Annotated in this window: 25 protein-coding genes and 1 pseudogene; 15 read left to right on the top strand and 11 right to left on the bottom strand. The window is 62.4% G+C overall.

Annotated features, from left to right (window positions below; all coding sequences use genetic code 11):
- Positions 1-29: 29 nt before the first annotated feature.
- A complete protein-coding gene (locus QRN46_RS06485; RefSeq protein ID WP_041475353.1) occupies positions 30-938 on the top strand; it encodes a 1-aminocyclopropane-1-carboxylate deaminase/D-cysteine desulfhydrase in 909 nt (302 codons plus the stop codon).
- On the opposite strand, the gene QRN46_RS06480 is transcribed toward QRN46_RS06485, so the two are convergent.
- From QRN46_RS06480 to QRN46_RS06470, 3 genes are all read right to left on the bottom strand, one after another.
- A complete protein-coding gene (locus QRN46_RS06480; protein ID WP_011335028.1) occupies positions 935-1,489 on the bottom strand; it encodes a cytochrome b in 555 nt (184 codons plus the stop codon). The two genes, QRN46_RS06485 and QRN46_RS06480, sit on opposite strands and share 4 nt — an antisense overlap.
- Before the next feature lie 196 nt (positions 1,490-1,685).
- A complete protein-coding gene (gene phnX / locus QRN46_RS06475; RefSeq protein ID WP_011335027.1) occupies positions 1,686-2,513 on the bottom strand; it encodes a phosphonoacetaldehyde hydrolase in 828 nt (275 codons plus the stop codon).
- Between the two features lie 57 nt (positions 2,514-2,570).
- Positions 2,571-3,680: a 2-aminoethylphosphonate--pyruvate transaminase gene (locus QRN46_RS06470; protein WP_011335026.1), complete on the bottom strand. Its 1,110-nt coding sequence runs from the start codon at positions 3,678-3,680 to the stop codon at positions 2,571-2,573.
- 113 nt (positions 3,681-3,793) lie between these two features.
- Between QRN46_RS06470 and QRN46_RS06465 the strand changes: the two genes are divergently transcribed.
- Complete coding sequence (locus QRN46_RS06465; RefSeq protein WP_011335025.1) at positions 3,794-4,654, top strand: LysR substrate-binding domain-containing protein; 861 nt, start codon at positions 3,794-3,796, stop codon at positions 4,652-4,654.
- On the opposite strand, the gene QRN46_RS06460 is transcribed toward QRN46_RS06465, so the two are convergent.
- Entirely contained in the window at positions 4,624-5,523 is a 900-nt protein-coding gene (locus QRN46_RS06460) for a LysR family transcriptional regulator (protein ID WP_007951543.1), read from the bottom strand. The two genes, QRN46_RS06465 and QRN46_RS06460, sit on opposite strands and share 31 nt — an antisense overlap.
- Positions 5,524-5,812: 289 nt before the next feature.
- On the opposite strand from QRN46_RS06460, the gene QRN46_RS06455 reads away from it, so the two are divergent.
- The gene (locus tag QRN46_RS06455; RefSeq protein ID WP_011335024.1) at positions 5,813-7,138 is read left to right on the top strand and encodes an MFS transporter; all 1,326 of its coding nucleotides are present in this window, start codon (positions 5,813-5,815) and stop codon (positions 7,136-7,138) included.
- A gap of 66 nt (positions 7,139-7,204) precedes the next feature.
- A pseudogene (locus tag QRN46_RS06450) lies at positions 7,205-8,602 on the top strand (FAD-dependent oxidoreductase).
- 3 nt (positions 8,603-8,605) lie between these two features.
- Here the strand turns inward: QRN46_RS06450 and QRN46_RS06445 are convergent.
- On the bottom strand, positions 8,606-10,012 hold the full coding sequence (locus tag QRN46_RS06445) for a type VI secretion system Vgr family protein (RefSeq protein WP_011335022.1): 1,407 nt from the start codon (positions 10,010-10,012) through the stop codon (positions 8,606-8,608).
- A 220-nt stretch (positions 10,013-10,232) separates the two neighbouring features.
- Between QRN46_RS06445 and QRN46_RS06440 the strand changes: the two genes are divergently transcribed.
- Positions 10,233-10,937: a YebC/PmpR family DNA-binding transcriptional regulator gene (locus tag QRN46_RS06440; RefSeq protein ID WP_011335021.1), complete on the top strand. Its 705-nt coding sequence runs from the start codon at positions 10,233-10,235 to the stop codon at positions 10,935-10,937.
- Between the two features lie 39 nt (positions 10,938-10,976).
- On the opposite strand, the gene QRN46_RS06435 is transcribed toward QRN46_RS06440, so the two are convergent.
- Both QRN46_RS06435 and zapE read right to left on the bottom strand, forming a co-directional pair.
- A complete protein-coding gene (locus QRN46_RS06435) occupies positions 10,977-12,290 on the bottom strand; it encodes a leucine-rich repeat-containing protein kinase family protein (RefSeq protein ID WP_011335020.1) in 1,314 nt (437 codons plus the stop codon).
- A 62-nt stretch (positions 12,291-12,352) separates the two neighbouring features.
- Entirely contained in the window at positions 12,353-13,486 is a 1,134-nt protein-coding gene (gene zapE / locus QRN46_RS06430; RefSeq protein ID WP_011335019.1) for a cell division protein ZapE, read from the bottom strand.
- 286 nt (positions 13,487-13,772) lie between these two features.
- Here zapE and QRN46_RS06425 point away from each other — a divergent pair, with 286 nt between their 5' ends.
- From QRN46_RS06425 to QRN46_RS06395, 7 genes are all read left to right on the top strand, one after another.
- A complete protein-coding gene (locus tag QRN46_RS06425) occupies positions 13,773-14,282 on the top strand; it encodes a Csu type fimbrial protein (RefSeq protein WP_011335018.1) in 510 nt (169 codons plus the stop codon).
- Positions 14,283-14,382: 100 nt separating this feature from the next.
- Entirely contained in the window at positions 14,383-14,916 is a 534-nt protein-coding gene (locus QRN46_RS06420; RefSeq protein WP_064380779.1) for a Csu type fimbrial protein, read from the top strand.
- A gap of 20 nt (positions 14,917-14,936) precedes the next feature.
- Positions 14,937-15,473, top strand: a complete 537-nt coding sequence (locus QRN46_RS06415; RefSeq protein ID WP_007951533.1) for a Csu type fimbrial protein — start codon at positions 14,937-14,939, stop codon at positions 15,471-15,473.
- Positions 15,474-15,477: 4 nt separating this feature from the next.
- Complete coding sequence (locus tag QRN46_RS06410) at positions 15,478-15,978, top strand: Csu type fimbrial protein (RefSeq protein WP_221614368.1); 501 nt, start codon at positions 15,478-15,480, stop codon at positions 15,976-15,978.
- Positions 15,979-16,002: 24 nt separating this feature from the next.
- Positions 16,003-16,785: a fimbrial biogenesis chaperone gene (locus QRN46_RS06405; protein WP_285354409.1), complete on the top strand. Its 783-nt coding sequence runs from the start codon at positions 16,003-16,005 to the stop codon at positions 16,783-16,785.
- Between the two features lie 81 nt (positions 16,786-16,866).
- A complete protein-coding gene (locus QRN46_RS06400) occupies positions 16,867-19,224 on the top strand; it encodes a fimbria/pilus outer membrane usher protein (RefSeq protein ID WP_041475352.1) in 2,358 nt (785 codons plus the stop codon).
- On the top strand, positions 19,221-20,192 hold the full coding sequence (locus tag QRN46_RS06395; RefSeq protein WP_011335013.1) for a Csu type fimbrial protein: 972 nt from the start codon (positions 19,221-19,223) through the stop codon (positions 20,190-20,192). The genes QRN46_RS06400 and QRN46_RS06395 overlap by 4 nt, the downstream gene beginning before the upstream one ends.
- A gap of 5 nt (positions 20,193-20,197) precedes the next feature.
- On the opposite strand, the gene QRN46_RS06390 is transcribed toward QRN46_RS06395, so the two are convergent.
- Entirely contained in the window at positions 20,198-20,950 is a 753-nt protein-coding gene (locus QRN46_RS06390) for an anti-sigma factor family protein (protein WP_011335012.1), read from the bottom strand.
- Positions 20,947-21,453, bottom strand: coding sequence for an RNA polymerase sigma factor (locus QRN46_RS06385; protein ID WP_011335011.1), 507 nt, complete (start codon positions 21,451-21,453; stop codon positions 20,947-20,949). The genes QRN46_RS06390 and QRN46_RS06385 overlap by 4 nt, the downstream gene beginning before the upstream one ends.
- A gap of 157 nt (positions 21,454-21,610) precedes the next feature.
- Here QRN46_RS06385 and QRN46_RS06380 point away from each other — a divergent pair, with 157 nt between their 5' ends.
- Both QRN46_RS06380 and QRN46_RS06375 read left to right on the top strand, forming a co-directional pair.
- Complete coding sequence (locus QRN46_RS06380) at positions 21,611-22,705, top strand: catalase family peroxidase (protein ID WP_011335010.1); 1,095 nt, start codon at positions 21,611-21,613, stop codon at positions 22,703-22,705.
- Entirely contained in the window at positions 22,702-23,247 is a 546-nt protein-coding gene (locus QRN46_RS06375; RefSeq protein WP_011335009.1) for a cytochrome b, read from the top strand. Before QRN46_RS06380 ends, QRN46_RS06375 begins: the two co-directional genes overlap by 4 nt.
- Positions 23,248-23,254: 7 nt before the next feature.
- Here the strand turns inward: QRN46_RS06375 and QRN46_RS06370 are convergent, their stop codons facing one another.
- Entirely contained in the window at positions 23,255-24,463 is a 1,209-nt protein-coding gene (locus QRN46_RS06370) for an MFS transporter (RefSeq protein WP_011335008.1), read from the bottom strand.
- A 147-nt stretch (positions 24,464-24,610) separates the two neighbouring features.
- Positions 24,611-25,762 carry a M14 family metallopeptidase gene (locus tag QRN46_RS06365; protein ID WP_011335007.1) on the bottom strand — a complete coding sequence of 384 codons (1,152 nt, stop codon included), beginning with the start codon at positions 25,760-25,762 and terminating at the stop codon, positions 24,611-24,613.
- 97 nt (positions 25,763-25,859) lie between these two features.
- Between QRN46_RS06365 and QRN46_RS06360 the strand changes: the two genes are divergently transcribed.
- Positions 25,860-26,033 carry a hypothetical protein gene (locus tag QRN46_RS06360; protein ID WP_181457896.1) on the top strand — a complete coding sequence of 58 codons (174 nt, stop codon included), beginning with the start codon at positions 25,860-25,862 and terminating at the stop codon, positions 26,031-26,033.
- Positions 26,034-26,149 lie beyond the last annotated feature (116 nt).

The following is a 26,149-nucleotide window of genomic DNA, read 5'->3' as shown; positions in this document are numbered from 1 at the left end:
TGCCGGCTCTTTGCACAGAGCCGGCCTTCATGTTTCTGCCTCCCACCGACTGGCTACCTCAAGCCCCCCTCGAAGCGCTTCATCTGGACTGGCTCACCGCCGCCGGTATTGAAGTGGCGGCCCTGCGTCTGGACCGGATCGATCCGCTGATCAGCGGCAACAAATGGTTCAAACTCGTCGAACATCTCAAAGCCGCCGACCGCGCGGGTGCCGAAGGCATCATCAGCCTCGGCGGCGCGCACTCCAATCATCTGCATGCACTGGCGGCTGCGGGCAAGCGCCTGGGATTCACGACGGTCGGGCTGTTGCGCGGGCATCCGCAGGACACGCCGACGGTCAGGGATCTGCAGGAGTTCGGCATGCAGCTGAACTGGCTCGGATACGGCGGTTATCGGGCGCGGCACGAGCCGGGATTCTGGCAGTCGTGGCTCGCGCAATATCCGACGCTGCATCCGGTGCCTGAAGGTGGCGGCGGATTGCCGGGCGCGCAGGGTTGCGCGGCGCTGAAGAATCAGGTCAGAGAACAACTCGGCAAACTTGGCTGGGACGACTACCACGGTTGGTGGCTGGCCTGCGGCACGGGCACCACGCTCGCGGGATTGGTGTTGGCCGAGACAGGACAACATGCGGTGTACGGCGCAATGGCCGTGCCCGACGATCACGGCGTCGCGGCCAATGTCGAGGCGCTTGTGGGCAAGGCTGGAGGCTACGAGCTGATCGACGCCAGCCGTGGCGGTTTCGCCAAGGTCGATCCGGCACTGCTTGAATTCATCGCGCACGCCGAACAGGCCGGCGGCATTCCCCTCGAGCCGCTGTACACCGGCAAGGCCTTGCTGGCGCTCAAGCAACAGGTCGAGGCGGGCCGCTTTGCTCGGGGTTCACGCTTGATCTTCGTCCACACCGGCGGCTTGCAGGGGCGGCGCGGCTTTGACGGCTAACCCTGGCTGCGCTTGGGCATCATCCGCAGCAACGTGTTATCGCGCACCACGTAATGGTGATAGATCCCCGCCAGCGCATGCAGACCGATCAGCCAGTAGCCGATGGTGCTGATCAGCACATGCCAGTGCTCAACCTCTTTGGCGAACACCTTGTCTTCACTCACCAAAAGAGGCAGATCGAAACCGTAGAACATCACCTGATGACCTTCGGCGCTGGTGATCAGCCAGCCGAGGATCGGCATGCTGATCATGAACAGGTACAAGGCCCAGTGCATCAAGCGTGCGAGGATGGTTTGCCACGGTGGCGAGGCCGGGAAGATTTTCGGCGCCGGGCCCAGGCTGCGGGCGAACAGGCGAAACCAGACCAGCACGAATACCGTCAGCCCAAGCATGTAATGCACTTCGCGGATCAGCGTGCGGCCGCCGCTGCCCTTGGGAAACAGACCACGCAATTCCATGCTGGCGTACACCAGTACCAACAGCACCAGCATCAGCCAGTGCAACAGGATCGACACGGTGCTGTAACGGGATTCTGAATTTGTCCACGGCATACGGCGTTCCTCACGGTTCAGGGCTCAAGCGTGCCGTTCTGCGACGGCATGCCTTAACTGTAATCCCCTTTGGCGCGTTTGCCCGAGGCTAAAAAAGCTTTCACTGAGCTGAGTCAGCGATTTGACTGAAAACACCCATGAAAAAACGCCAGTGTCGGGCAGACACTGGCGTTTTTGTTTGTCGAGATGGGTGCAATCAGCTGCTTTGCGGCATCTCGCCGTTGGCCAGGCGCTTGTTGATGTCGGCAATCACTTCCGGCAGATCGGTGATGGTGTCGATCATGTAGTGCGGGCGCGAGCCTTCGAACAGCGCGTGAATGCGCTTGCGTTCGCTGGCCAGCGCGTCGCTGCCCAATGCGCGGTAGCCCTCGTAATCCAGACCCAGCGCGTTGCCGGAACAGATCAGCGCCACGGTCCACATCCCGGCGCGGCGGCCTTCAAGAATGCCCGGCACGGTGTCGTCGATCTTCACGCAGGCGGCGACATCGTCGATGCCCAGCGCAATCACATTGGCCAGCGCCTGCGCCGGCCATGGACGACCGTTCGGCACTTCGTCGGTGGCCACGACGTGGTCGGCGACGTAGCCATTGGTGGCGGCCAGTGCCACGACCTTGTCCATCACTTGCTTCGGATAGCCGGAGCACGAGCCGATCTTGATCCCTTGCTGGCGCAGGTTGGCGATGGTCTCCAGCGCACCGGGAATCAGCGCCGAGTGTTCGGCGATTTTCTCGATCTGCAGCGGCATGAAGCGGTTGTAGATCGCGGTGACGTCATCGTCGGTCGGGGTGCGGCCGAACACCTTGCGATAGCGCTCGGCAACCTGCGGCTGATCGCACAGGGTGCGGATGTGATCCCACTTGCCCATGCCCATCGGGCCACGGGCCTCCTCGATGGACACCTGGACGTCGAACTCGGCGAAGGCTTCAACGAAGATCTGGGTCGGTGCGAAAGAACCGAAATCGACCACGGTGCCGGCCCAGTCGAGGATGGCGGCTTGCAGCTGGGTTGGGTTGTTGTAGTTCATGTTGGTCAGAATCCTGTGTGGGCAAGGCAATTCAAATAAGGGAGCGGGCCGGGTGAATCAGATGTCGAGCACTTCCATCTCGCGCAGCACTTCACTCACCGCCGCGACGGCTTCGCGCATCTGCGCCGGGGTGACGTGGCCGATGCAGCCGACGCGGAAGGTTTCGACCTGGGTCAGCTTGCCGGGGTAGAGGATGTAACCCTTGGCCTTGACACGTTCGTAGAAGTCCTTGAACTGGTAGCGCGGATCTTTCGGTGCGTGGAAGGTTGCGATGATCGGCGCCTGGATCGCGGCGGGCAGGAAGCTGCGCAAGCCGAGTTTGCCCATCTCTTCCATCAACGCCTGGCAGTTGGCGGCGTAACGCGCATGCCGTGCCGGCAGGCCGCCTTCTTCGTTGTATTGCAGCAGCGCTTCGTGCAGCGCCGCGACCACGTGGGTCGGCGGGGTGAAGCGCCACTGGCCGGTTTTTTTCATGTAGCTGTGCTGGTCGAACAGGTCCATCGCCAGCGAATGCGAATTGCCGGCGGCTGCGGCCAGAGATTCCTTGCGGGCGAACACGAAGCCCATGCCCGGTACGCCTTCCAGGCATTTGCCGGAGGCGGCAATCAGCGCGTCGAACGGGACTTTTTGCGCGTCCACCGGCAACGCGCCGAACGAGCTCATGGCATCAATGATCAAGCGTTTGCCGTGCTGCTCTACAACCTGAGCGATTTCCGGCAGCGGATTGAGGATGCCGGTGCTGGTTTCGCAGTGGATCAGCGCGACGTGGGTAATGTCGCTGTCGGCACACAGCAGGCGGTCGACGTCGGCGGCGGTGGTCGGTTCGTCTTCAGCGGTTTCGAAGGTGCTGAACGAGCGGCCCAGCACTTCGCAGATTTTCGCCAGACGCTTGCCGTAAGCGCCGTTGATCAGCACCAGGACCTTGCCGTCACGGGGGACGAGGGTGCCGATCGCGGCTTCGACGGCGAAGGTGCCGCTGCCCTGCAACGGTACGCAGTGATGGCTGTCGGCGCCGTTGAGAATCGCCAGCAGTTGTTCGCACAGGCTGGCGGTCAATTGGTTGAAGCGGTCATCCCATGAACCCCAGTCGACCATCATCGCCTGGCGGGTGCGGGCCGAGGTGGTCAACGGGCCGGGAGTGAGCAGGATGGGTGCGGCAGTACTCATTCGTATGTCCTCGCGATAGCGCTGTGGGATGAAGCTACGGGGCCTACGTTGCAATTCGCCGGATCATCAATCAAATTGTTTGTTGTTATGCCAGCCATCAGTGAGGGTTATTCATGAACCTGTTCCAGCTCCGCGCCTTCGACGCCGTGGCCCGGGAGGGCAGCTTCACCCGTGCCGCCGCACGCCTGTTCATCAGCCAGCCCGCGGTCACCGGGCACATCAAGGCGCTGGAGGAGCATTACCAGATCACCCTGTTGCGACGCACGGCGCGCCGGGTCGAGCTGACGGAAGAGGGCACCAAACTGGCAGCGATCACCCGGGCGATGTTCGGTATGGCCGAGGAGGCCCAGGCGTTGCTCGAGGCCAATCGGCAATTGCTCACCGGACGCCTTGAGGTGGCGGCGGATGGCCCGCACATGGTCATGCCGATGCTCGCCAGCCTGCGGGCGCGCTATCCGGGGATCACCGTGAATCTGCGGTTGGGCAATGCCCAGGAAACCTTGGCGGCGTTGTTGTCCGAGCATGCCGATGTGGCGGTCTTGACCGAGGTCGAGCCGCGCAAAGGGCTGCATCTGCAAGCGTTGAGTGAATCGCGGATCTGCGCGCTGGTGCCGGCCGCGCATCCGTGGGCGACACGTGCAGGCGAGGTCAGGCTCAAGGAGCTGGATCAGGTGATCATGGTCTTGCGCGAGCCGAGTTCGATTACCCGGCGCACGTTTGATCAGGCCTGTGCCCAGGCATCGGTCAGCCCACGGGTGTTGCTGGAACTGGACAGTCGCGAGGCGGTGACGGAAGCGGTGGCGGCTGAACTGGGGGTAGGGGTGGTGTCATCGGTGGAGGTCAGTCATGACCCCCGTGTCGTCGCGATTCCCATTGCGGGAGAAGGGCTGGTGAACCGGCACATGATCGGCTGCGTGGAGCGGCGGCGGGAGTTGCGCTTGATTCAGGCGTTTTTCGGGTTGGCCCCGGTCTGAACAAGACTCTCGCGAACCATCTCGAGAAACGTCGCCACCACCCGCCGCGAACTTTGCTCGCGCAGGCACACCAGCGTTTCGGTCAACCTCCGGGTGCAATCGGTGATCGGCAACGCGCAAACCCGTGAGTCCGCACCAAACTCCGCCGCCGACACCACACCCACGCCAATCCCCACCACCACGGCCTCCCGCGCGGCTTCCCGGCCTTCGACCTGGATCGCCGGGCGGATGCGGAAGCCGGCGCGGGCCATTTCTTCTTCCAGGGTCTGGCGAGTCACCGAGCCGTGTTCGCGCAGCACCAGCGGCGTGTCGTCCAGATCTTCCAGACAGATCGATTCACGCTCGGCCCACGGATGATGGCGCGAGACGAACGCCACCATCGGGTCGTTGCGCAGCGGCACACACAGCAGGCGTTCATCGCTGACATCGCGACCGAGCAACGCCAGATCGGCCTGATAGTTGAACAGTCGAAACAGCGATTCATCGGTATTGCCGGTCTCGATTTTCACGCTGATCCCCGGGTAGCGTTCGCAGAACCGGGCGATCTGCGGCAGCACATGCACCGGCGCATCCACTGCCAGTATCAGACTGCCAGTCTGCAAGGCCTGGGATTCCTGCAGCAACTCCTGGGCTTCGGCCTCGACCACGAACAGACGCTGGGTGATTGCCAGCAAGCGTTCGCCCAAATCGGTCAGGCGCACCGAGCGTTTGTTGCGATGGAACAGCAACACGCCGAAGCGTTCTTCCAGCTTGCGCACCTGGTCGGAAATCGCCGGTTGCGTCAGATAAAGCCGCTCGGCGGCCTTGGTGAAGCTTCCGTGCACGGCCACGGCGTGAAAGGCTTTGAGCTGGGCGTGTGAAACCGACATGGCTGATTCCTCGTTTACAGGCGAACTTCAGTAACAAGCTGAGCTTATGTGTGAAATACGATAAATCGATTTTATTTATTAAACAGTAATTGCTTTGATCGGCTCACGCCAACGCTGACTGCCCGGTCGGGCAGCGACGCTGGCCATGAGCCTGTGCGTGCAACACCAGGACTCATCTGACCGGTATCGCCGAAGGGACGGGGTGATATCGCAGTGCTCAACAATAAAAAACACAGGCGTTTACTTATCGATTCTGCCGGCACACTCACACCCTGAGGTCAGAACCACAATGAACAAGCACATCGGCACCCTTGCGCGTTGGCGCATGCAGATCTTCGCTGTCACCTGGCTCGCTTACGCCGCGTTCTATTTCACCCGCAAAGCCTTTTCGGTGGCCAAACTGGGCATCGCCGAAGACCCGAGTTTCACCCTCGACAAAATGGCCATGGCCAACCTCGACGCGATTTACCTGGCGGCCTACGCCATCGGCCAGTTCACCTGGGGCATGCTCGCCGACCGCTTCGGCCCACGGATCGTGGTGCTTGGCGGGTTGCTGATTTCCGCTGCGGCAGCGCTGGTGATGGGCAGTTTTGCGACCTTGCCGATCTTCGCCACCTGCATGTTGATTCAGGGCCTGGCGCAGTCCACCGGTTGGTCGGGGTTGTGCAAGAACCTCGGTAGTTTTTTCCCTTCGGAACAGCGCGGGCGAGTGCTCGGGTTGTGGAGTTCCTGCTACGCCTTCGGTGGATTGGTGGCCTCGCCGTTCGCCGGTTGGTGGGCGTACACGCTGGTCGGCACCTGGCACGCGGCGTTCATTTCCAGTGCGGCGGTGGTCGCGGCGGTGGCGGTGTTGTTCTTCATCTTTCAGCGCAACAAACCGGAAGATGTCGGCCTGCCGGCGGTGGAACCGGAACCGGTCATCAGTGCCGAGGAAGCCGAAGCCAACAGCAAACTCAGCGTGTGGGAACCGCTCAAGGAAATCCTGCGTAACCGCACGGTGCTGGTGTTGGGTCTGGCGTATTTCCTGTTGAAACCGGCGCGTTACGCGATTCTGCTGTGGGGCCCGGTGATCGTGTTCGAACAGATGCCTTCGGTCGGCAAGGTTGGCGCGGCGATCATTCCCACGGCGTTTGAACTGGCCGGTCTGCTGGGTCCGATCATGATCGGCCTGGCCTCGGACAAACTGTTCGGTGCCCGACGCATGCCGGCCTGCGTGTTGAGTCTGCTGGCGCTGACCGTGACCCTTGCGCTGTTCATGGGCGCCTTGCACACCGGCAGCGTGATGCTGGTGGTCGCATTGTTGTTCGTGATGGGCCTGACCCTGTACGGCCCGGACTCAATGATCAGCGGCGCGGCCGCGATCGATTTCGGCAAGGCCAAGGCCGGCGCCACGGCGGCGGGATTCGTCAACGGCTGCGGCTCGGTCGGTGCGGTGCTCGGTGGTTTGCTGCCGGGTTACTTCGACTCGGTGACGGTGTTCATCGTGTTCGCCGGTTGTGCGCTGTTCTCGGCGCTGGTGCTGATTCCACACTGGAACAGCCGCCCGGTCGGCGTCATGGAACCGCGCGCCTACGTGCCCAATCGTGCCCTGACCGTCAAACCCCTGCGTAACTGAAACCCCTTGTCTCGCGGCCTGCTGCGGCACTCGCGGCAGGCTGTGTCGTGGCCGACTGACTGGAGAATTTTCATGAGACCGTTTTGGCTGGAGCAGGCTTTGCAGCTCGACACGTCCGAACCTTGCCCGCCGCTGCAAGTCGATGTGCGCACCGATGTGTGCATCGTCGGCGGCGGTTACACCGGGTTGTGGACGGCGATCATGCTCAAGCAGCAGAACCCTGAACTTGATGTGTTGCTGATCGAAGCCGACATTTGCGGTGCCGGCGCCAGTGGGCGCAACGGCGGTTGTGCGCTGTCGTGGTCGGCGAAGTATTTCACCCTGTAGCGGCTGTTCGGTGTCGAGGAAGCGGTGCGACTGGTCAAGGAATCCGAGCGCAGCATCCACGCCATCGGCGAGTTCTGCGAGCAGTACGGCGTCGATGCCGATTACCGGCTCGACGGCACGCTTTACACCGCTACCAACCGGGCGCAATGCGGCTCGACCGATGCGGTAATTGCGGCGCTAGAGCGCAATGGCATCAACTCGTTTACCCAGCGGCCGGTCGCCGATGTACAGCGCATGGCCGGTTCGGAAAAACATTTGGAGGGCTGGTTCTCGCCGGCCGCCGCCAGCGTGCAGCCGGGCAAACTGGTGCGCGGCTTGCGTCGGGTGGCGTTGCAACTGGGCGTGCGGATTCATGAAGGCACGGCGATGACCGGGCTGGAAGAGGGCCGTCCGGCGCGCCTTCACACGGCGAACGGCCGGGTGACCGCCGACCGCGTGGTGCTGGCGATGAATGCGTGGATGGCCCGCGCTTTCCCGCAGTTCGAGCGCAGCGTGGCGATTGTCTCCAGCGACATGCTGATCACCGAACCGCGTCCGGATCTGTTGCAGGAAATCGGTTTGACCAGCGGCGTCACCGTGCTCGACTCGCGGATTTTCGTGCACTACTACCACAACACCCCGGACGGCCGGATCATGCTCGGCAAGGGCGGCAACACCTTCGCTTACGGCGGGCGGATGCTGCCGGTGTTCGACCAGTCATCGCCCTATACCGGATTGCTCAAACGCAGCCTCGACGACTTCTTCCCGGCATTCGCGGATGTGAAAGTCGATGCAACGTGGAACGGCCCTTCGGATCGCTCGGTCACCGGCCTGCCGTTCTTCGGCCAGATGAGTGCCAGCGGCAACGTGTTCTACGGTTTCGGTTATTCCGGCAGCGGCGTCGGGCCGTGCCACATGGGCGGGCAGATTCTCGCCTCGCTGGTGCAGGGCCTCGACAACCCGTGGACGCGTTCGCCGCTGGTCAACGGGCCGCTGGGTTACTTTCCGCCGGAGCCGATCCGCTACCTCGGCTCGCTGATGGTGCGCAACGCCATTCGCCGCAAGGAACGCGCCGAGGATCACGGTCGGCGGCCCCGGCACCTTGACGTGCGTCTGGCGAAATTCGCAGCGGCGGCGGGCAAGGCCGACAAGGCTTGAGCGTCAGCTTGGCGGGGCGGAACGGTTGAGCAGCCAGTCGAGCAGGAGGTCGTCGTCGGGTTCGTTTTCTGTCGGCGGTGCCTGGCGGAGCCGACAAGCGTCGAGGCAGAGGATCGGCCGTTCGGGATCGCTGTCGAGAAAACTGACCCAGACCTCGCTGCCGGCGCAGGGCAGATTTTCCCGAGGCAGGCCACCGCCGGCATGAGGCATGACCACCGGCAACCACAGCCCTTCGCTTGCGTCGGAGTGTGGCTGATCGGGCCATAACCGGACGACGATCCGGCCCTGAGCGTCCACTTGCGCCGGTTGCCCCGGCACGCCGAGCACTTGCGCCGGCTGATACCCCGGGATGCTCGGACGCTCTTGTTTCGGCGGCGGGCGAAACGGGGTCGACCAGGGCAGCGCGCAGAAGTCGTTGTGATAGCGGCGAACCGTGGGGATCGGGTCGAGTATCGAAGGTTGCTGACCCTGATGACGCAAGTCGGTGATCAGCCACTGCTCGTTGAACGCGCTCACCGGGTGCTCCATGACTTGCAACAGACGCCCACTGAGCAGTCGCGGACAATCGCTGCGGCCCTGAATCGAACGCGACCGGCAGCGTTGGCGTTCCAGCAGGCGACGACTGCGTTGGGCCGCGTGACGTTGCGCAGTCGGCAGAAATCCCGGTGGGGCGACGGCACTGCCCAGCGTGTGATTGGCGGCCTCGTGGCCCGTAATCGATTGCCCTCGCTCACGTACGCCGACTGGCATTTGAGGCAGCACCGCCTCATGGCGCTGGAACAGGCTGCTGAGGCCGGTTGCCGGCGCATCGATCTGCGTGTTGAAAGCCATCGCTGTCGGTTGTTGCGGCAGGCTCAGGCTGTCATCGGCGAACACCACCACATGACCGTCCGGCTGATGTTCGAAGTGATAGTGGATGCCTTCCTCTTCGCAAAGCCGTTGCAAAAAGGCCAGGTCGGTTTCTTCGTATTGAATACAGAACGGGCGCGGAGGGTAATGGCCGACAGTCATCTCGATCCGGTAACTGTGGGCAGGCAGGTGATGTTCGCTGAGCAGTTGTTCAAGGATGGCCGGCACGCTCAGTTGTGTGAAAACCCGGCGAACGGGATGTTGCTCCAGCGCTTGCAGATGCGGCATCAGCACCAGTTGGTAGGCGATCCGGTGCGTCGCGCGGTGTTCGCAACTGGCACTTTGAATGATGCCGTGAATTCCGTGATCGTCATCCAGGTGCAAAAATGCTGCCTGATGCAGCAACGTACCGGGTGACCAGGCGGGCGCCAGGCCCATGACTTCGATCTCGAACCGAAAGGGCTGATTCAGCGCTTCGTGGCCACTGAAGTGCAGGACTGGCAGGCTTATCCCACCCTCGGCCAGGGTCAGCGAAAACGGACTTTCCTTGTCATTGAGCATTCGGACGGGCTCTGTTCAGGCAATACGGGCGACAGAGGGTACGAAAACACGACGTCGAATGGACGTGGCAAACCAGTTTTTCAGAATCGCCCTACAAGGCGCGTAGAAGATGTCGATGCGCATCGGAATTTTTGGTCGATTGCCGACTTTAGGCCGTATAAACTTGGCGCCATGCGTCGGCCAATAGATGTCTCGGCGCCACAGATCAAGAGAGTGAGTAATGGGCGCACAGTGGAAGGTTAAACACAAAGAAGCGGCAGCCAACGCCAAGGGCAAGATCTTCGGCAAACTGGTGAAGGAAATCACCATTGCTGCGCGTAACGGTGCCGATACCGCGACCAACGCACACCTGCGTCTGGTGGTCGAACAGGCCAAGAAGGCCTCGATGCCCAAGGAAACCCTGGACCGCGCCATCAAGAAAGGCGCAGGCCTGCTGGGCGAAACCGTTCAGTACCATCGCGTGACTTACGAAGGTTTCGCACCGCATCAGGTGCCGCTGATCGTCGAGTGCGTGACCGACAACATCAACCGCACCGTGGCGGAAATCCGCGTGGCGTTCCGCAAGGGCCAACTGGGTGCTTCCGGTTCCGTTGCCTGGGACTTCAACCATGTCGGCATGATCGAAGCGTCGCCGGACACCCCGGACGCCGATCCGGAAATGGCCGCAATCGAAGCCGGCGCCCAGGATTTCGAGGCTGGCGAAGAGGGCGCGACCCTGTTCCTGACCGATCCGACCGACCTCGATGCCGTGCAGAAAGCCCTGCCGGAACAAGGCTTCACCGTGCTGTCGGCCAAACTGGGCTATCAGCCGAAGAACCCGGTCAGCGGTCTGAGCGACGAGCAGATGGCTGAAGTCGAGGCGTTCCTCGAAGGCCTGGACAACCATGACGACGTGCAGGATATGTTCGTCGGTCTGGCCGGCTGACAAACCGGAAAATCGCAGCCCTCGGGCTGCGATTTTTTTTCAGGCGTGTTGCAACGCCTGGCTGATCTCGCCAAACCCCGGCCGCGCCAGCACATCCGGCTGACAGCAGCGCTGTTCCAGGGCCTCTAGCACCTGACGCTGTTCATCGCTCAACCCCGAGTCGATACGCGTCAGCAGTTCCCCCAGTAAAATCCCGAACGCACGCACTTCGAGGCGTTGCAGCGCGCGGGTTTCAGGCGTGTCCGCCATGGCATGGAACGACGCCGCGCCAAAGTCCCCCAGCAGACAGTCGCCCTGATCGTTCAACAGAATGTTGTGTCCGTAGAGATCGCCATGGGTGATGCCGCGACGGTGCAGATGCCCGGCGACAGAGGCTATGCCGCGAGCGATACGCAGGGCAACGTCGGCACTGAAACGACAATCGTCGGCATATACGTCCCGTGAACAGGACGCCAGGCTCGGCAGCCCGGCCAGGTTGCGATAGCTCGGATCGATCAACTGCATCACCAGACCTTGCTGGCCATCGGGATGCTGGTCGATGCGGCCTTCGACGCGGATCAGGTTCGGGTGCAGCCCGGCGGTGATGCACGCGTTCATTTCATGCAGCGGCGAGCCGTCGCTGGTCATTTCGCCCTTGTACAACTTGACTGCCACGGACGTGGCCGGCTGATTCGCGGGCTGCCACTGCGCCCGGTAAATGACCCCGGAAGCGCCTTCGCCCAGCGGTTGTTCCAATTGCAGCGCCGACCAGTCGATCAGTGGCGCTTTGTCGAGGGCGGCCGCATCGGCTTCGGTTTCCAGCGGATTGCCGGCGTAGGCCAGCCAGGTCAGGCTCGGCAGGGTCAGCAGCCATTGCGGCAACTCGGTCAACTGGTTGGCGGCGATGCGGATCAGCTCCAGTCGATGGCACTGGCTCAGTGACGGCGGCAGGGTGTTCAGACGATTGCCGGCAAGCATGAGTTTTTGCAGCAGCGGACGTTCGCCCAGTTCGGTGGGGAGGGTTTCGATGGCGTTGTCGGTCAGGATCAGCCAGCGCAGATTTGGCGGCAGCGCCGCGCCGGGCACCTGAGTGATGCGGTTGGCCTTGAAGCCGATCATCGTCAGCGCCTGGCACTGGCCCAGGCACGCCGGCAATTGCGTGAACTGATTGTCGGAGCAGAACAGCACGCGCAGGCGCGTCAGACGGTGCAAGTCGTCCGGCAGGCTGCTCAGGGCGTTACCGCTGAGGTTGAGCACTTCCAGCGTGTCGGCCAGGTTGAAAATCTCCGGCGGAAATTCAGTCAGTCCTTCGGCCAGGTCCAGCCGGGTGATGCGCGACAGTTCGCCGGCGCGCAGTTGTGCAAGGGTGTGCATGAAAAAGGATCGCTATCGAGAAGGCGCAGGGCGCCGGAAATGGACCGCATGATAACGGCAAATCAGCCTGGTTCGTGCACTTCGCGCAATTGCCCGAGCCGGCTGCGGGTGCGGGCCAGATCGATCGCCTGGCCACCGAGGCTTTCGCGCAACGGGAGCTGGCCGAGTAGGGTCAGGTGTTTGTCCTGGTCGTAGAGCACGTCGATCAGGTTGATGAACCGCTGCTGGGCGGCGATCGAACATTCGCCCAGTTCCGGCAGTTCATCGATGATCCAGTGGTCGAAGCGCCGGCACAGTTCCAGATAATCCATCACCGCCGTGGGCTGTTCGCAGAGGTCGTTGAAGGTGAAGCCGACGCGCCGGTCTTCGCACAGCCGCGCCTGCAAATGCCGGCTGCCGACCGCCAAGGGCAACGGCGCGGCATCAAGGGGCGGCAGGTTCAAGGCGAGGCGCTGCGCCGGGCTGGCCGGCCAGACGTAATGGCCCTGGGTGAAGACCTGATGCGCGTGCCGACGCGCCTGGCTGCGGTAATCGTGGGGGCCGCCGACTTCCATGACCTGCATGCGCGCATTGATCAGGTCGATTACCGGTTTGAACCGCGCGTGATACAGCGGATTGGGCAACAAGCCTTCGGGCGGGTAGTTGGAGGTCATCAGCAACAGGATCCCGCGCTTGAACAGTGCCTTGAACAGGCGGGTGATGAGCATCGCATCGCCGATGTCATGCACGTGAAATTCATCGAAACACAGCACCCGACAGTCCATCAACAGCGCATCGAGGGTAACGGCGAGCGCGTCATCGCGATCGCGGTGATCGAACATGCCCTGATGCAACTGGGCGAAAAATCCATGGAAGTGCAGACGGCGCTTTTGCTCGATGGGCAATGCCTGGAAAAATCCGTCCAGCAACCAGCTCTTGCCGCGTCCGACCGCTCCGTGCAGATACAGGCTGGGCGGGGTTTGCGCAGGGGTGCCGAACAACAGACCGGCCTGATGGGCCATGCAGTCGATGACCCGCTGCTGGCTGTGGCTGAGGGTGTAGCCCTGGCCGTGGGCCTTTTGCCGGAAATAGTCACGCACCGATTGCGCGCTGGCAGCGCACTGGCCCGCGTTTGTAACGGAGCGTTTGCCGAAGAAATGGCGCAAGGCTGACCAGCGCTGGATAAGACGCGAACGGTCGGGCGGTCGGGCGGGCACTGCAATCACTCCGTCATCATCGGGCCGGCTCCCCGGAGCGCGGCGGGGTAGTTTAACCAGACGGGTAGTTTTGCTTCCACTGCGCTTTATCGTTTTTCCGTAGAGCAATCTGCGGTGTGTACAGGATTTTTCAACACTTTAAATCGGCGTGTTGCCAATCTTTCGAAACAAATCCCGGCGGGCGACTGGATCCAATCGACTGGCGCAATCGGCGTCCGTTGCTAACCTGAAACACTGTAACGACAGAGACGCTGTCGCCATCAAGGAACGGGCGGTGAATGCAGGGATGGTCTGGGCATTGCTGGGCGGGCTCGCGGTACCGGTCCACGCCGCCGACCTTCAGGTCGAGGTGCGGGTCGATGTGCAGCGCGGTTGCCAGTTGATCGGCCAGCAACGCGAGGCCGGTATCGAGCAACTGGGTGTGCTCGACTTCGGCACCACGGCGCGGCTCGGCGAGCGGGACGGGCCACTCGGCGCGGCGCTGCCCAATTCGCGCCTGCCGCGTCTGGAATGCAACCCGGACACCCCGTATCAGTTGCGCGTCGATGGCGGCCTGCACGGCGGCGTCGGCGAGGTGCGTTATATGGCGGGGGAGGCCGGCAGCAAGCCGATTCCCTATCGCCTGTATCAGGACGCCGCGCGGCGGGTGCCGCTGGTGGTGGATGTGCCGGTCAGTGGCCGGGTGCCGGACAGCGGCACGGTGGACTTGCCGTTATACGGGCGGATCGAGCGTATGGCGGAGGTGCCGCGCGTCAGCCGGTATTCGGATCTGGTGAAGGTGACGGTCACCTGGTGATCGCGGAGTTTTTCAGCCATTCGGTGGAACCGGGTGGCGCAGGGAAGGGCGTTCAATGACGAGCGCAATGGTCGAGTGATCCTGAAGGAGTCGGGGCTCAATGATGGGCAGACACGGGCGAGTAATCGCCACAGCCACGTTGCTGTTGTTCACCGAGATCGCGTCGGCGGCGGTCAGTGGGCAGATCCTTGCGCGACTGACGCTGATCGCCGGCTGCGAGGTCACCAACGCCTCCAGCCCCGCCAGCCCGGTGGATGGGCTGGGCTCTCTCGATTTCGGCCAGCAGGGCCCGACCTGGAACGCACCGATCAAGGCCAGCCTCAGCGAAGCGGGCAGCGGCCAACTGAATGTCGCCTGCAACCCTTCGGTCACCGGGTTCACCGTGACCATCGACGGCGGCACCCACGGCGACGGCACCACACGCCGGTTGAGCAACGGGCGCCAGACGCTCCCCTATCAGCTGTTTCTCGATGCCTCCGGCAGCCAGAGCTACAGCATCGGTCAACAACACAATTTCGCTGTCACCAGCGGCGCACAGATACCCATCCCGGTATTTGGCTCGGTGGTGGCGAACACCCGAGCGGTACCGGCCGGTGTCTATACCGACACCCTGACGGTGACGCTCGACTGGTAACCCCGTAGAGGACGAACACCATGCGTACGATTGCATCAAGGATAGGTTTGTCGTTGCTCGGCCTGACGCTCGCTTCCAGCGTCAATGCCGCCACCACGGTCACCGGCCAGATCACTTCCAGCCTGATCCTGATCAGCAGTTGCCAGGTCAACGGTTCCGGCGGTTCGACCGGGCTGAACTTCGGTGCGTTGAACTTCGGCACCGCCAACAGCCTGTTCACCACGGCCACCGGGCAGGTGCTGGGCGGCGGGGGCGGGGCGCTGTCGATCCTGTGCTCGGCCGGCACCACCCCAACGGTCAAGGTTCGGGCCGGCGCCCATGACGGGCTCTCGCCGGGTGGTACTCGCGCACTGTACGACGGGGTCGCCAACTACGTGCCGTATGACCTGTACACCGACGCCGGACACTCGCAGTTGCTGGCCATCGACGGGGTGATCAACCTCGCCGCCAGCACCGGTGTGGCGCAGACCGTGAACATCTACGGTCAGGCGGTGGGCAAGGCCGGGCTGCCGGCAGGCACGTATACCGACACGATTTCCGTCGAACTGACGTTCTAGCGCCATGGCCCGGCATGGCGGTGCGGTGCTGTTTCTGTTGTGTGCGGGCAGCTTGCCGCTGCCGTTGGCGGCGGTGACCAGCCAGAGCTTTCAGGTCAGTGCCACAGTGACACCGGGCTGTCTGGTGGTGGGGGGCGTATCGAACTATGGCGGGCTGAATTTCGGTTCGCGTTCGGCGCTGGCCACCGGCACGGTGCAGGTCGCATTGACCGGTGGTGTCACGCTGCAATGCACGCCGGGGGTGGCGCTGAACATGACGGTCGATGGCGGCCAGTACAACAGCGGAGAGCGACGCATGCAGATCAGCGGAGGCAGCGCGAAGGTGGCGTATGCGCTGTTTCGCGATGCGGCATACAGTCAGAGCCTGGGCATCGGTCAGAGTGTGGCGGTGGCCTACAGCGATGCGAACAACATCAGTCTGCCGATCTACGGACAGGTGCAATTGCCGGGCAATCAGCCCGGGGGGACATACAGCGATGTGTTGCAGGTGCAGCTGTCGTGGTGATGTGAAATGACAAGGAGCAGGTTTATGGGGTTTTTCACGTCACGCTATTGGTCCGTGTGTTGCGCCGTGCTGGCGCTGGTCATGTTCGGGACGCTCAAGGCCCAGGCCGCCAGTTCGGTGCTGATCTGGCCGATCGATCCGGTGTTGGAGGCCGATCAACAGGCCAGTGCGCTGTGGCTGGAAAATCGCGGCACGGAAACCGCCAACCTGCAGATCCGCGTGTTCGGCTGGAGCCAGAGCGGTTTCGAAGAGCAATACCGCAATCAACGCGAGGTGATCGGCAGTCCGCCGGTGGCGAAGATCGAGCCGGGTCAGAAGCAACTGGTGCGCCTGACCCGCACCAAAGACGTGCCGCCAGGTCAGGAGCTGGCGTACCGGATCATCATCGATGAAATCCCCTCGGCCCAGCCGCCCGTTGCCGAAGACGGCAAGACCGCTGCGGCGATCCGCTTCCAGATGCGCTACTCGGTGCCGCTGTTCGCCTATGGCGCGGGCCTGTGGAGCAAGGAAGACAGCGCCCGTCAGCGTGACCCCAAAGGTATCGGCCTGCCGCAACTGAGCTGGCGGACGGTGGCGGTGGAGGGCCGTCCATATGTGGAAGTTCGTAATCAGGGCGCGGTGCATGCGCGGCTGACCGATGTGGCCTTTACACAGGGCGGTCAAAGCAAACCGCTTGCCGAGGGATTGCTCGGCTACGTATTGCCCGGCGCGGTGATGCGCTGGCCGGCTCCGGGGCCGGTGGCGGGAGAGCTGGCGGGGCGGATCAATGGCGCGGCAAAGGTGCAGAGCATTCCGCCGGCGCGATAGCCGTAGCGAGTCATGTCGAAGCCTGGCTTCGGCGCCAGCGGTTTCAGGAGGAATCAGTCCATTGACGGACGTAACACGCTAATGAGTCCGGGATGGGCTCGCCGTATTCAGCGTCCGTTGTGGCTCATGACCGGCGCGTGGTGCCTGATGTTCATTCATCCATCCGGGGCCGGCGAACTGCCGCCGCCTCCCAGCGGCATGGAGGCCGTCAGCGATGCACAGTTGTTTCTGGAACTGGTGGTCAACCAGATGAATACCGGCCGGGTGGTGGCGGTGGAACAGCGCGGCGGGCGCCTGTTCCTGCCAGCCAGCGTATTGCGCGACACCGGCATGAAGCTGCCGGAAGAGGCGGGTGCCGAAGTCGATCTCGACGGCCTGCCGGGCCTGCACAGCGATTACGACAGTGTCGGCCAGCGCCTGCTGCTCGACGTGCCGCCGGACTGGCTGCCGGAGCAGTTCATCGGTAACCGTGAAGTTTATCCACGCACCCCGGCGCTGAGCAGTTTCGGCGCGTTGTTCAACTATGACCTGTATCTCAATGACACCGACGACGCCGGCACCTATCTGGCGGCGTGGAACGAGGTGCGGGTGTTCGACAGTTGGGGCACTTTGTCGAACACCGGGCAATATCGCCGCACGTTGTCGGGGGATGCGGTCAGCACGCTGGACAACGGTTATCTGCGTTACGACACCACCTGGCGTTACTCCGATGACGAACGGATGCTGACCTACGAGGCCGGGGACGTGGTCAGCGGCGCCTTGCCCTGGAGCAGTTCGGTGCGGCTGGGCGGTGTGCAGTTCTCCAGGGATTTTGCGGTACGCCCGGATCTGGTGACCTATCCGCTGCCGCAATTCGCCGGGGAAGCGGCGGTGCCATCTTCGGTGGATCTGTTCATCAACGGCTACAAATCCAGCAGTACCGACCTGCAACCTGGGCCGTACACCCTGACCAACATTCCGTTTATCAACGGTGCGGGCGAGGCGGTGGTGGTGACCACCGATGCGCTGGGCCGGCAGGTGTCGACCACGGTGCCGTTCTACGTCACCAGCAGCCTGTTGCAAAAAGGCCTGAGCGATTTTTCGGTGGCAGCCGGTACGTTGCGCCGGGATTATGGCCTGAAGGATTTTAGCTATGGGCCGGGCGTGACCTCGGGCAGTCTGCGTTACGGCGTCAGCGACACCTTTACTCTGGAGAGTCATGCCGAAGCGGCGGATACCCTGACCCTCGGCGGGCTGGGCGGTAACTTGCGGCTGGGCAATTTCGGGGTGCTCAACAGCGCGATCAGCCAGAGCCGTTTCGATGGCGACGGTGGTCAGCAACTGAGCCTCGGTTATCAATACAGCGGCCAGCGCTACAGCTTTTCCTATCAGCGTCTGCAACGCCGCGATCGCTATGCCGACCTGACCGTGGTCGACAGCCCTTACACCACACTCAGCAAGCGCAGCGAGCAGGCGACCCTGAGCCTCAACCTCGAGCGCTGGGGCAGTCTCGGCGTCGGTTATTTCGATATTCGCGCGGCAGACGAAACCCGCACGCGGTTGCTCAATCTGAGCTGGAGCAAACCGCTGTGGCGCAACAGCAGTTTCTACCTGTCGGCCAACCGCGAAATCGGTGACAGCAACTGGGCAGTGCAGGCGCAACTGGTGATTCCGTTCGACCTGCGCGGCAGCCTGGCCATCAGCAGCGAACGCAGCAAGACCGGACAGACCCAGCAACGGGTCAATTACAGCCGCGCCGTACCGTCCGAGGGCGGGGTGGGCTTCAATCTCGGCTATGCCAAGGGCGACGGCGCCGATTACCGTCAGGCGGACGTGACCTGGCGCCTGCAATCGGTGCAATTGCAGGCGGGCGTCTACGGCACGTCCGACGCCGAAACCCGTTGGGCCGATGCCAGCGGTTCGCTGGTGTGGATGGATGATCAAGTGTTCGCCGCCAACCGCATCGACGATGCGTTCGTGGTGGTCAGCACCGATGGTTATGCGGACATTCCGGTGCGTTACGAGAACCAGCAGGTCGGCCAGACCGACCGCAACGGCCACCTGCTGGTGCCGTGGAGCAGCGCCTATTACCGCGGCAAATACGAAATCGACCCGCTGAACCTGCCGGCCAACGTGCGCAGCCCCAACGTCGAACAGCGTATTGCCGTACGCCGGGGCAGTGGCTATCTGCTGGAATTTCCGCTGAGCCGGGTGATTGCCGCGAGCATCGTGCTGGTGGATGCGCAACAAAAGGAATTGCCGCTGGGCAGTGGCGTGCTGCACGAGCAGAGCGGCACGCGGACGGTGGTCGGCTGGGACGGGCTGGTCTATCTGGAAAATCTCCAGGCGCAGAATTCGCTGCGAGTGACACTTGCGGACGGCAAGACTTGCCAGGCGCAATTCAGTGTCGATCTGCAGCAGGACGAAGTGCCACTGATCGGCCCGTTGGTGTGCCAATGATCCGGGCGCGATTTGTTCTGTGGCTGTTGTTGCTGCTGCCGGGGCTGGCGCAGGCGCTGTGTTCGGTGGTGACCACCACACCGGCCGGGTTCGGGAACATCAGTTCGATCGCCGTGCGCACTACCTCGCAACCCAGTTCTACCTTGAACGGAGGCTTGAGTTGCACCGGTTCGCTGCTGTCGCTGCTGACCAACAATGACCATTTCTGGGCCACCGTCACCTCAACCCAGAGCGGTTTGCTCGGGCCCACCGGTGACGTCATCGGTTACACGATCTACGCCAACAACAGCACCAGTTACCCGCTGACGCGCGGCACCGCCTATGACTTCGCCCGCAATGGCATCATCGATGCCCTCGGTTTGCTCGGCGGTACGGTGCCGAAAACCGTTCCGCTGTACTTCGGTACCACCATCGGCAGCAACGTGGCGGCCGGCGTGTATACCGAGACACTGAGCATTTTCTGGAACTGGAATTATTGTTCGGGCATCGGTGTCGGCGGGCTTTGCCTGGGCCGCGACATCAACAGCGGCACCACGACGCTGACGGTCAACCTGACGGTGTCCAACGACTGCACCATCACCGCGCCGAACATCGCTTTCGGCAGTGCGCCGGTGGTCAGTGCATTCACCCCGGTGACCGGGCAGACGATCAACCTCGCCTGCACCAAGGGCAGTGCCTACACGGTGGGTCTGAACGACGGGCAAAATGCACTGAGTGTCGGCGGACGGCGGCGGATGATTTCCGGCAGCAACTATCTGGCCTACGACATTTTCAAGAGCGCCGGGACCACCCGTTGGGGCAGTGTCGGCGCGGCTCGTCGGGCCAGCAGCGATGCCGAGGTCAATCCCGGCAACGGGCTGGGCACCGGCAGCCAGATCTTCAACTACAACGCGAAAATCTACACCGACCAGACCACACCGCCCGCCGGAACCTACCTGGACAATGTGGTGCTGGATGTGGGGTTCTGAACCGGCTAGAAACTCACGGATTGCTGGAGCATTTTCGCCGCCGGGGTATCGGCCGGGCTGACCATCGCGTAGTTGTAGCCCTTGCCGGACCAGTACTCGGCCTGCAGATCTCCGTCCTGGCGGCTGCCCCGGGGCAGGAAGGTATTTTTCGGTCCTGGTGGGCGCACGTAGAAGCTGACCTTGTGCCCGCTCTGGTCTTCATACATCACCATCGCCGCCGGGCCTTCATCGGTGCTCAGCAGACGGCCGCTGACCGGTGCGAAACCGGCCGACGTCAGGTCCGGCAGGCGATTGGCCTGAGTGAAATAACGGTCGAGCCAGCGCTGGATATCGCCGTCACCATCGACCTTGTAGTCCGCCGGCAGAAGCCCTTGCTGGGCGATCAAACGGTACGCCTGCAAGGCATCCGTCATCGGTGCCGGGGGATGAAACACGGTCATGTCCCGGGCCTTCCAGCCTCCGACACCGCCGAGGCTGACGGCAATCAGCAGCACCGCCGCGCTGGCCCATTGACGGCGCGACTGGCGCTTGAGCCGCTGACGGATCAGCGACGGATCGAGGTCCGGATTGGCCGGTTGTTGCAGGGCACCGCCGAGGGCGGCGCGCAGGTGCTGGGCGTCCTGTTGCCAGGCGCGAACCTGCGCCGCCTCGTCGGGATGGCTGGCGAGCCAGGTTTCCATTACATGTCGGTCGGCCTCGCTGAGCTGGTGGTCGACGTAGGCGTGCAGGTCACGTTCGTTGGGGGGCAGACTGATCATTTGAGTATCCGCAAGGAAGGGCTGCTGATTTCCCCGTCGCTGAGCTGGCGCAGGGCCTGGCGAGCACGGGACAGGCGCGACATCACGGTGCCGGTGGGGACGTCGAGAATCTCGGCGACCTCCTTATAAGTCAGGCCTTCCACCGACACCATCAGCAGCAGGGCGCGCTGTTCGGTGGGCAGTCGGTCGAAGGCCTTCAAAGTCGATTGGGCAATGACGGTGCGTTCCACCGAGGGCTCGGCGTCATCACGGCCGGTGAAGAATTCGAGCATCCGCGCATAACGCCGCGAACGCCGATGCGCATCGAGAAACTGCCGGTACAGGATCGAAAACAACCAGGCGCGCAGATCGCCGTCGGCGCGTTTGTCGCCCCAACCCGACAGCGCGCGCTCCAGACTGGCCTGTACCAGATCGTCGGCGCTGCTGCTGTTGCGAGTCAACGACACGGCAAAACGCCGCAATCTGGGGATTATTTCTCGCAGTTGTTCGTCGAATTCGCTCATGAAGTTGTACTAGTCGCTACGCTGTGGACTAGGAAGACGCCCGGCATTGGAGGTTATTCCACGTTCTGAAAAATAAATACCGGGCCGTGGAATAAATCCCGATGACGTGCGTCTTGCTGATTCTTCCTACTTGTGGCCGATGGCCCTGGAGTGCTTCATGGTTGATCGCAGCTCATCGCCCGGCGGGCCACAACGCCCGCCACTGAGTGCCGCGAGCCTGGTGTTGCGTCTTGGCGGAATCGCCGTGGTCGTCGCAGCCCTGGCCGGGGCCTTTGCCTACGTTCATGGTTCATTTGACCCACAACGTCTGACGCCTAAAGCGTTGGTCGATGTGCTGGAAAAGAACAACGGCGTGCATCCCGGCTTTCGCCGCAATCACGCCAAAGGTGTGTGCGTGATCGGACATTTCGAGAGCAGCGGCGAGGCTCGCGCGTATTCTGTCGCGCAAGTGTTCAACGAGCCGCGCACCCGGGTGGTCGGGCGCTTTGCGTTGCCGGCTGGCAGTCCGTATGCGCCGGACAGCGCCGTACCGATCCGCAGTCTGGCGCTGCGTTTCACTCAGGCCAACGGCCAGCAGTGGCGCACCGGGATGAACAGCATGCCGGTGTTCCCGGTTGGCACGCCCGAGGCGTTCTATCAATTGCAGCAGGCGCAATCGCCGGATCCCGCCACCGGTAAACCGGACCCGACCAAGGTGCCGGCATTTTTTGCCGCACACCCGGAAGCCGTGCCGTTTCTGACCTGGATTAAAACCGCCAAACCTTCGGCCAGTTACGCGACGGAAACCTACAACAGTGTCAACGCGTTCTATCTGGTGGATGCCAGCGGCAAGAAGCAGGCGGTGCGCTGGAGCATGACGCCTCTGGCTCAGGACGCTGCCGGTGCGACCGCGCCTGAAGGTAGCGATTTCCTTGAAAAAGACCTGGTGCAGCGCCTGGCCGAAGGGCCGCTGCGCTTTCAGTTGAACATCACCTTGGCCAACGCCGACGATCCGGTGAACGATGCGAGCAAGACCTGGCCTGCCGGTCGCAAGGTGTTGAACGCCGGCACCCTGGTACTGGAAAAGACCCAGCCGCAGCTCAGCGGCGAATGCCGTGACATCAACTACGATCCGCTGGTGCTGCCGGCCGGCATTCAGGGTTCCGACGATCCGTTGCTGGCCGCACGCTCGGCCGGTTATGCCGATTCCTACCTGCGTCGCACCAGCGAAGTCAGCCAACTGCCAACCGGCAAAAAGGAGGCTCGCCCATGAGCACGCAACCAACTCATTTCAATCCGCTGGCGCGGTTGCTGCACTGGCTGATGGCGTTGATGATCATCGCAATGTTGTTCATCGGCGCCGGTATGGTGACCTCGGTGTCGGCGCGGCATGAATGGCTGATCAATCTGCACAAACCGTTGGGTATCGCGATACTCGCTTTGGTGATCGTGCGCATTCTGGTGCGACTGGGCACCCGTCAGCCGCCGCTGCCAGCGGATCTGCCGGGTTGGCAAGTGATGGCGGCCAAGGCCTCTCATCTGTTGCTGTACGCGCTGATGCTGGTGTTGCCGCTGTTGGGCTGGGCGATGATCAGCGCGGCGGGGGACCCGGTGATGCTCGGCACGTCCCTGCAATTGCCGTCGATCGTGCCAGCCGATGCGCAGGTGTTTGCGTTACTGCGCAAGGCTCACGGGTATCTGGCGTATCTGTTGTTCCTGACCGTGCTGCTGCACCTGGCGGCGGCGCTGTTCCATGGCTGGGTGCGCCGCGACGAGGTGCTCGACAGCATGCTGCGGGGACGCAATCGCGGTTGATAGTGTGTCAGTCCGACGTGGCGAGGGCGCAAGCAGCCTCGCCACGTTTCCGGGTGGCCAGCGTTCGCCACCAGTACAGCAGCGCGACCACGTTGATTGCGGCACCCAGCCAGCAGACGCCCGGCCATCCTGCCCAGGCGTACATGGCGGTCGAGGCGATTGAGCCCAAGGCGCTGCCCATTGAATAAAACAGCATGTAGCCGGCAGTCAGTCGGCTTTGTGCCTCTGGGCGGACGCTGTAGATCAGGCTCTGGCTGGTGACGTGCACGGCCTGCAAGCCCAGATCCAGGGTGATGACGCCAAGCAGCAACGCCCACAACGAAGACTGGGTCAGTGCGATCGGCAACCACGAACCGAGCATCAGCAGCAGCGACAGACCGCTTACCCATTGCCCCAATCCTCGATCCGCCAGGTGTCCGGCTCTGGCGGCGGCGAGTGCACCCGCCGCGCCGGCGAGTCCGAACAATCCGATTTCACTGTGGGAAAGCGACAGCGGCGGGGCGGCCAGCGGTAACACCATCGGCGTCCACAGCACCATGGCGCTGGCGAAGGTGAGCAGGGCGAGGATCGCACGTTGGCGCAGCACCGGTTCTTCACGAAACAGGCTGAACACTGAGGCAATCAATGCCACGTAATGCGTGGATGGTCGTGCTTCTTCATCCTTGGGTAACACCCGAAACAGCAACACAGCCATCACCAGCGTCAATCCCGCTGACAGCAGATAGATCGAGCGCCAGCCGGCCAGATCAGCCATACCGCCGGCCACCGTGCGCGCCAGCAGAATGCCGATGACGATGCCGCTGGTGATCACGCCCACAACCTTTCCGCGTTGCGCCGGGACGGCCAGGGTTGCGGCGTAGGCGACCAACACCTGGGTGACCACGGCCAGCAGGCCGGTCAGGGTGACGCCGATCAGTAGCCAGACGCTGTTCGAGGCCAAGGCGATCATCAGCAAGGCAGCGGCGGACAACAGCGTTTGCGTGACGATCAGCCGCCGGCGGTTGAGCAGGTCGCCAAGGGGCACGAGCAACAACAGCCCGAGGCCGTAGCCGACCTGAGTCAACGTCATGACGATGCCGATGCTGCCCGGCGACAGGCCGAAGGCGTCGGCCATTGCATCCAGCAGCGGCTGGGCGTAATACACGTTGCCCACCGCGAGGCCGCAGGCGATGGCGAAAAGCAGCACGACATCTTTATCGAATGTTGCAGTTTTCATGTCCCGGATCCTTTCAGGTTTCAATTTGAAACTTGATCGACGGTAAGGAATCCGGTTTTGATTTGCAACCTGATTGGGTAAAAGTCGGCGCAAAAAAAAGATCGCAGACAGGCTGCGATCTTTCGTGAAGCGAAAATCAGGGGACGATCAGCGCACGGTGTCGACCATGTCCGCGATGGTGGTCAGCACGTCCTTGCCCAGTTGCTTCGAGCGCTTGCCCGACCAACCGGTGAGCGGGTTCGGCGCGTCATCGTGATCCTTGAATGGCATTTCCAGGGTCAGCGACAGGCAGTCGAACTTCTGGCCGACGCTGTTGCAGGCCAGAGTCATGTTGGCCTGACCCGGTTCGTCGCGGGTGTAGCCGTACTTGGTCTGGAAGTCTTTGGTGGTGTGCTTCAGGTGGCTGCGGAAGTGCTCTTCGAGCTTCTCCAGGCGCGGGGTGTAGCCCGGATTGCCTTCGCAACCGGCAGTGAACACGTGGGGAATTTCTTCGTCGCCGTGTACGTCGAGGAACAGATCGACGCCGTACTTTTCCATCTGCTGCTGTACGAAAAGCACTTCCGGGCTGACTTCCTGACTGGCGTTCTGCCAGGCGCGGTTCAGGTCCTGGCCCATGGCGTTGGTGCGCAGGTGACCGTGGAAGGCGCCGTCCGGGTTCATGTTCGGCACCAGGTACAGATCAGCGCTGGCCAGCAGTTTGTTCAATACCGGATCGTCATGATGCTCCAGGCGTTCGATCACGCCTTCCATGAACCATTCGGCCATGTGCTCGCCGGGATGTTGCTGGGCAATGATCCAGATCTTGCGGCGACCTTCGGCGCCGGTGCCTTTGCGCAGCAGCTGAATGTCGCGGCCTTCGACGCTTTTACCGGCGGCCAGCAGTTCGGTGCCGGCCTTGGTCAGCGCTTGCTCGATCAGCCAGTCATGACGGCCGCGGCTGTAAGGCTCGAAGTAGGCGAACCAGGCGTGGGTCTGCTCGGCTTCAAGGCAGAAGCGCAGGCTGTCGCCTTCGAATTGGGTCGGAATGCGGAACCAGTTGACGTGGTCGTAGGAAGCGACTGCCTGATAACCGGTCCAGGCTTTGTTGTACGAGGATTGGCTGGCGTTGACCAAGCGAAACCAGTGTTCCTGATGAACGTGCAGGCCGCTGGCCTTGAAGTGGAACCACTGGAAATGGCCGCTGCGAGTATCTGGCCGAATTGCCAGAACCGGGTTGAGCGGGTTGCTGATGTCGATGACTTGGATGTTGCCGCTGTCGAAGTTGGCGCTGATGTCGAACGAAGATTTGGCCACGGTCATAATCGGTTCCTGAATATGATTTTTATGGCGGCTACTTTACACGCAAGACAGGGGTGAAACCGAGGGAAATTGCGGGTTGCGGCGGGGGGCGTCTTCCATGACGCGCTGGCAGCTTAGTGGCTGTGCGATTGATTCTCAAGTGCTAATTGGCATTACTTTGCCCCAATGTGGCCGGGGTTCGCTTGCCAAGCAATATCCTTTTGATATTATCCGCGCCATTGAATTTGCGGCACCCAAAGACTTCATTAGCCTGAAGCCACAAGCCAGATAACTGGCAAAAAAAAGACCCGGCAAAAAGCCGGGTCAAAAACCGTGATTAGCCTGATGAGGAGATAGTCCAGAAGACCGACCTAAGGTCTCTGGTCCATCGACTGATCTCGCGACCAG

The organism is Pseudomonas sp. lyk4-R2A-10, from assembly GCF_030209075.1.
Classification (GTDB): Bacteria; Pseudomonadota; Gammaproteobacteria; order Pseudomonadales; family Pseudomonadaceae; genus Aquipseudomonas; species Aquipseudomonas glycinae.
Note: the sequence above shows the minus strand (reverse complement) of the source record. Positions and strands in the feature narration are given on the sequence as shown.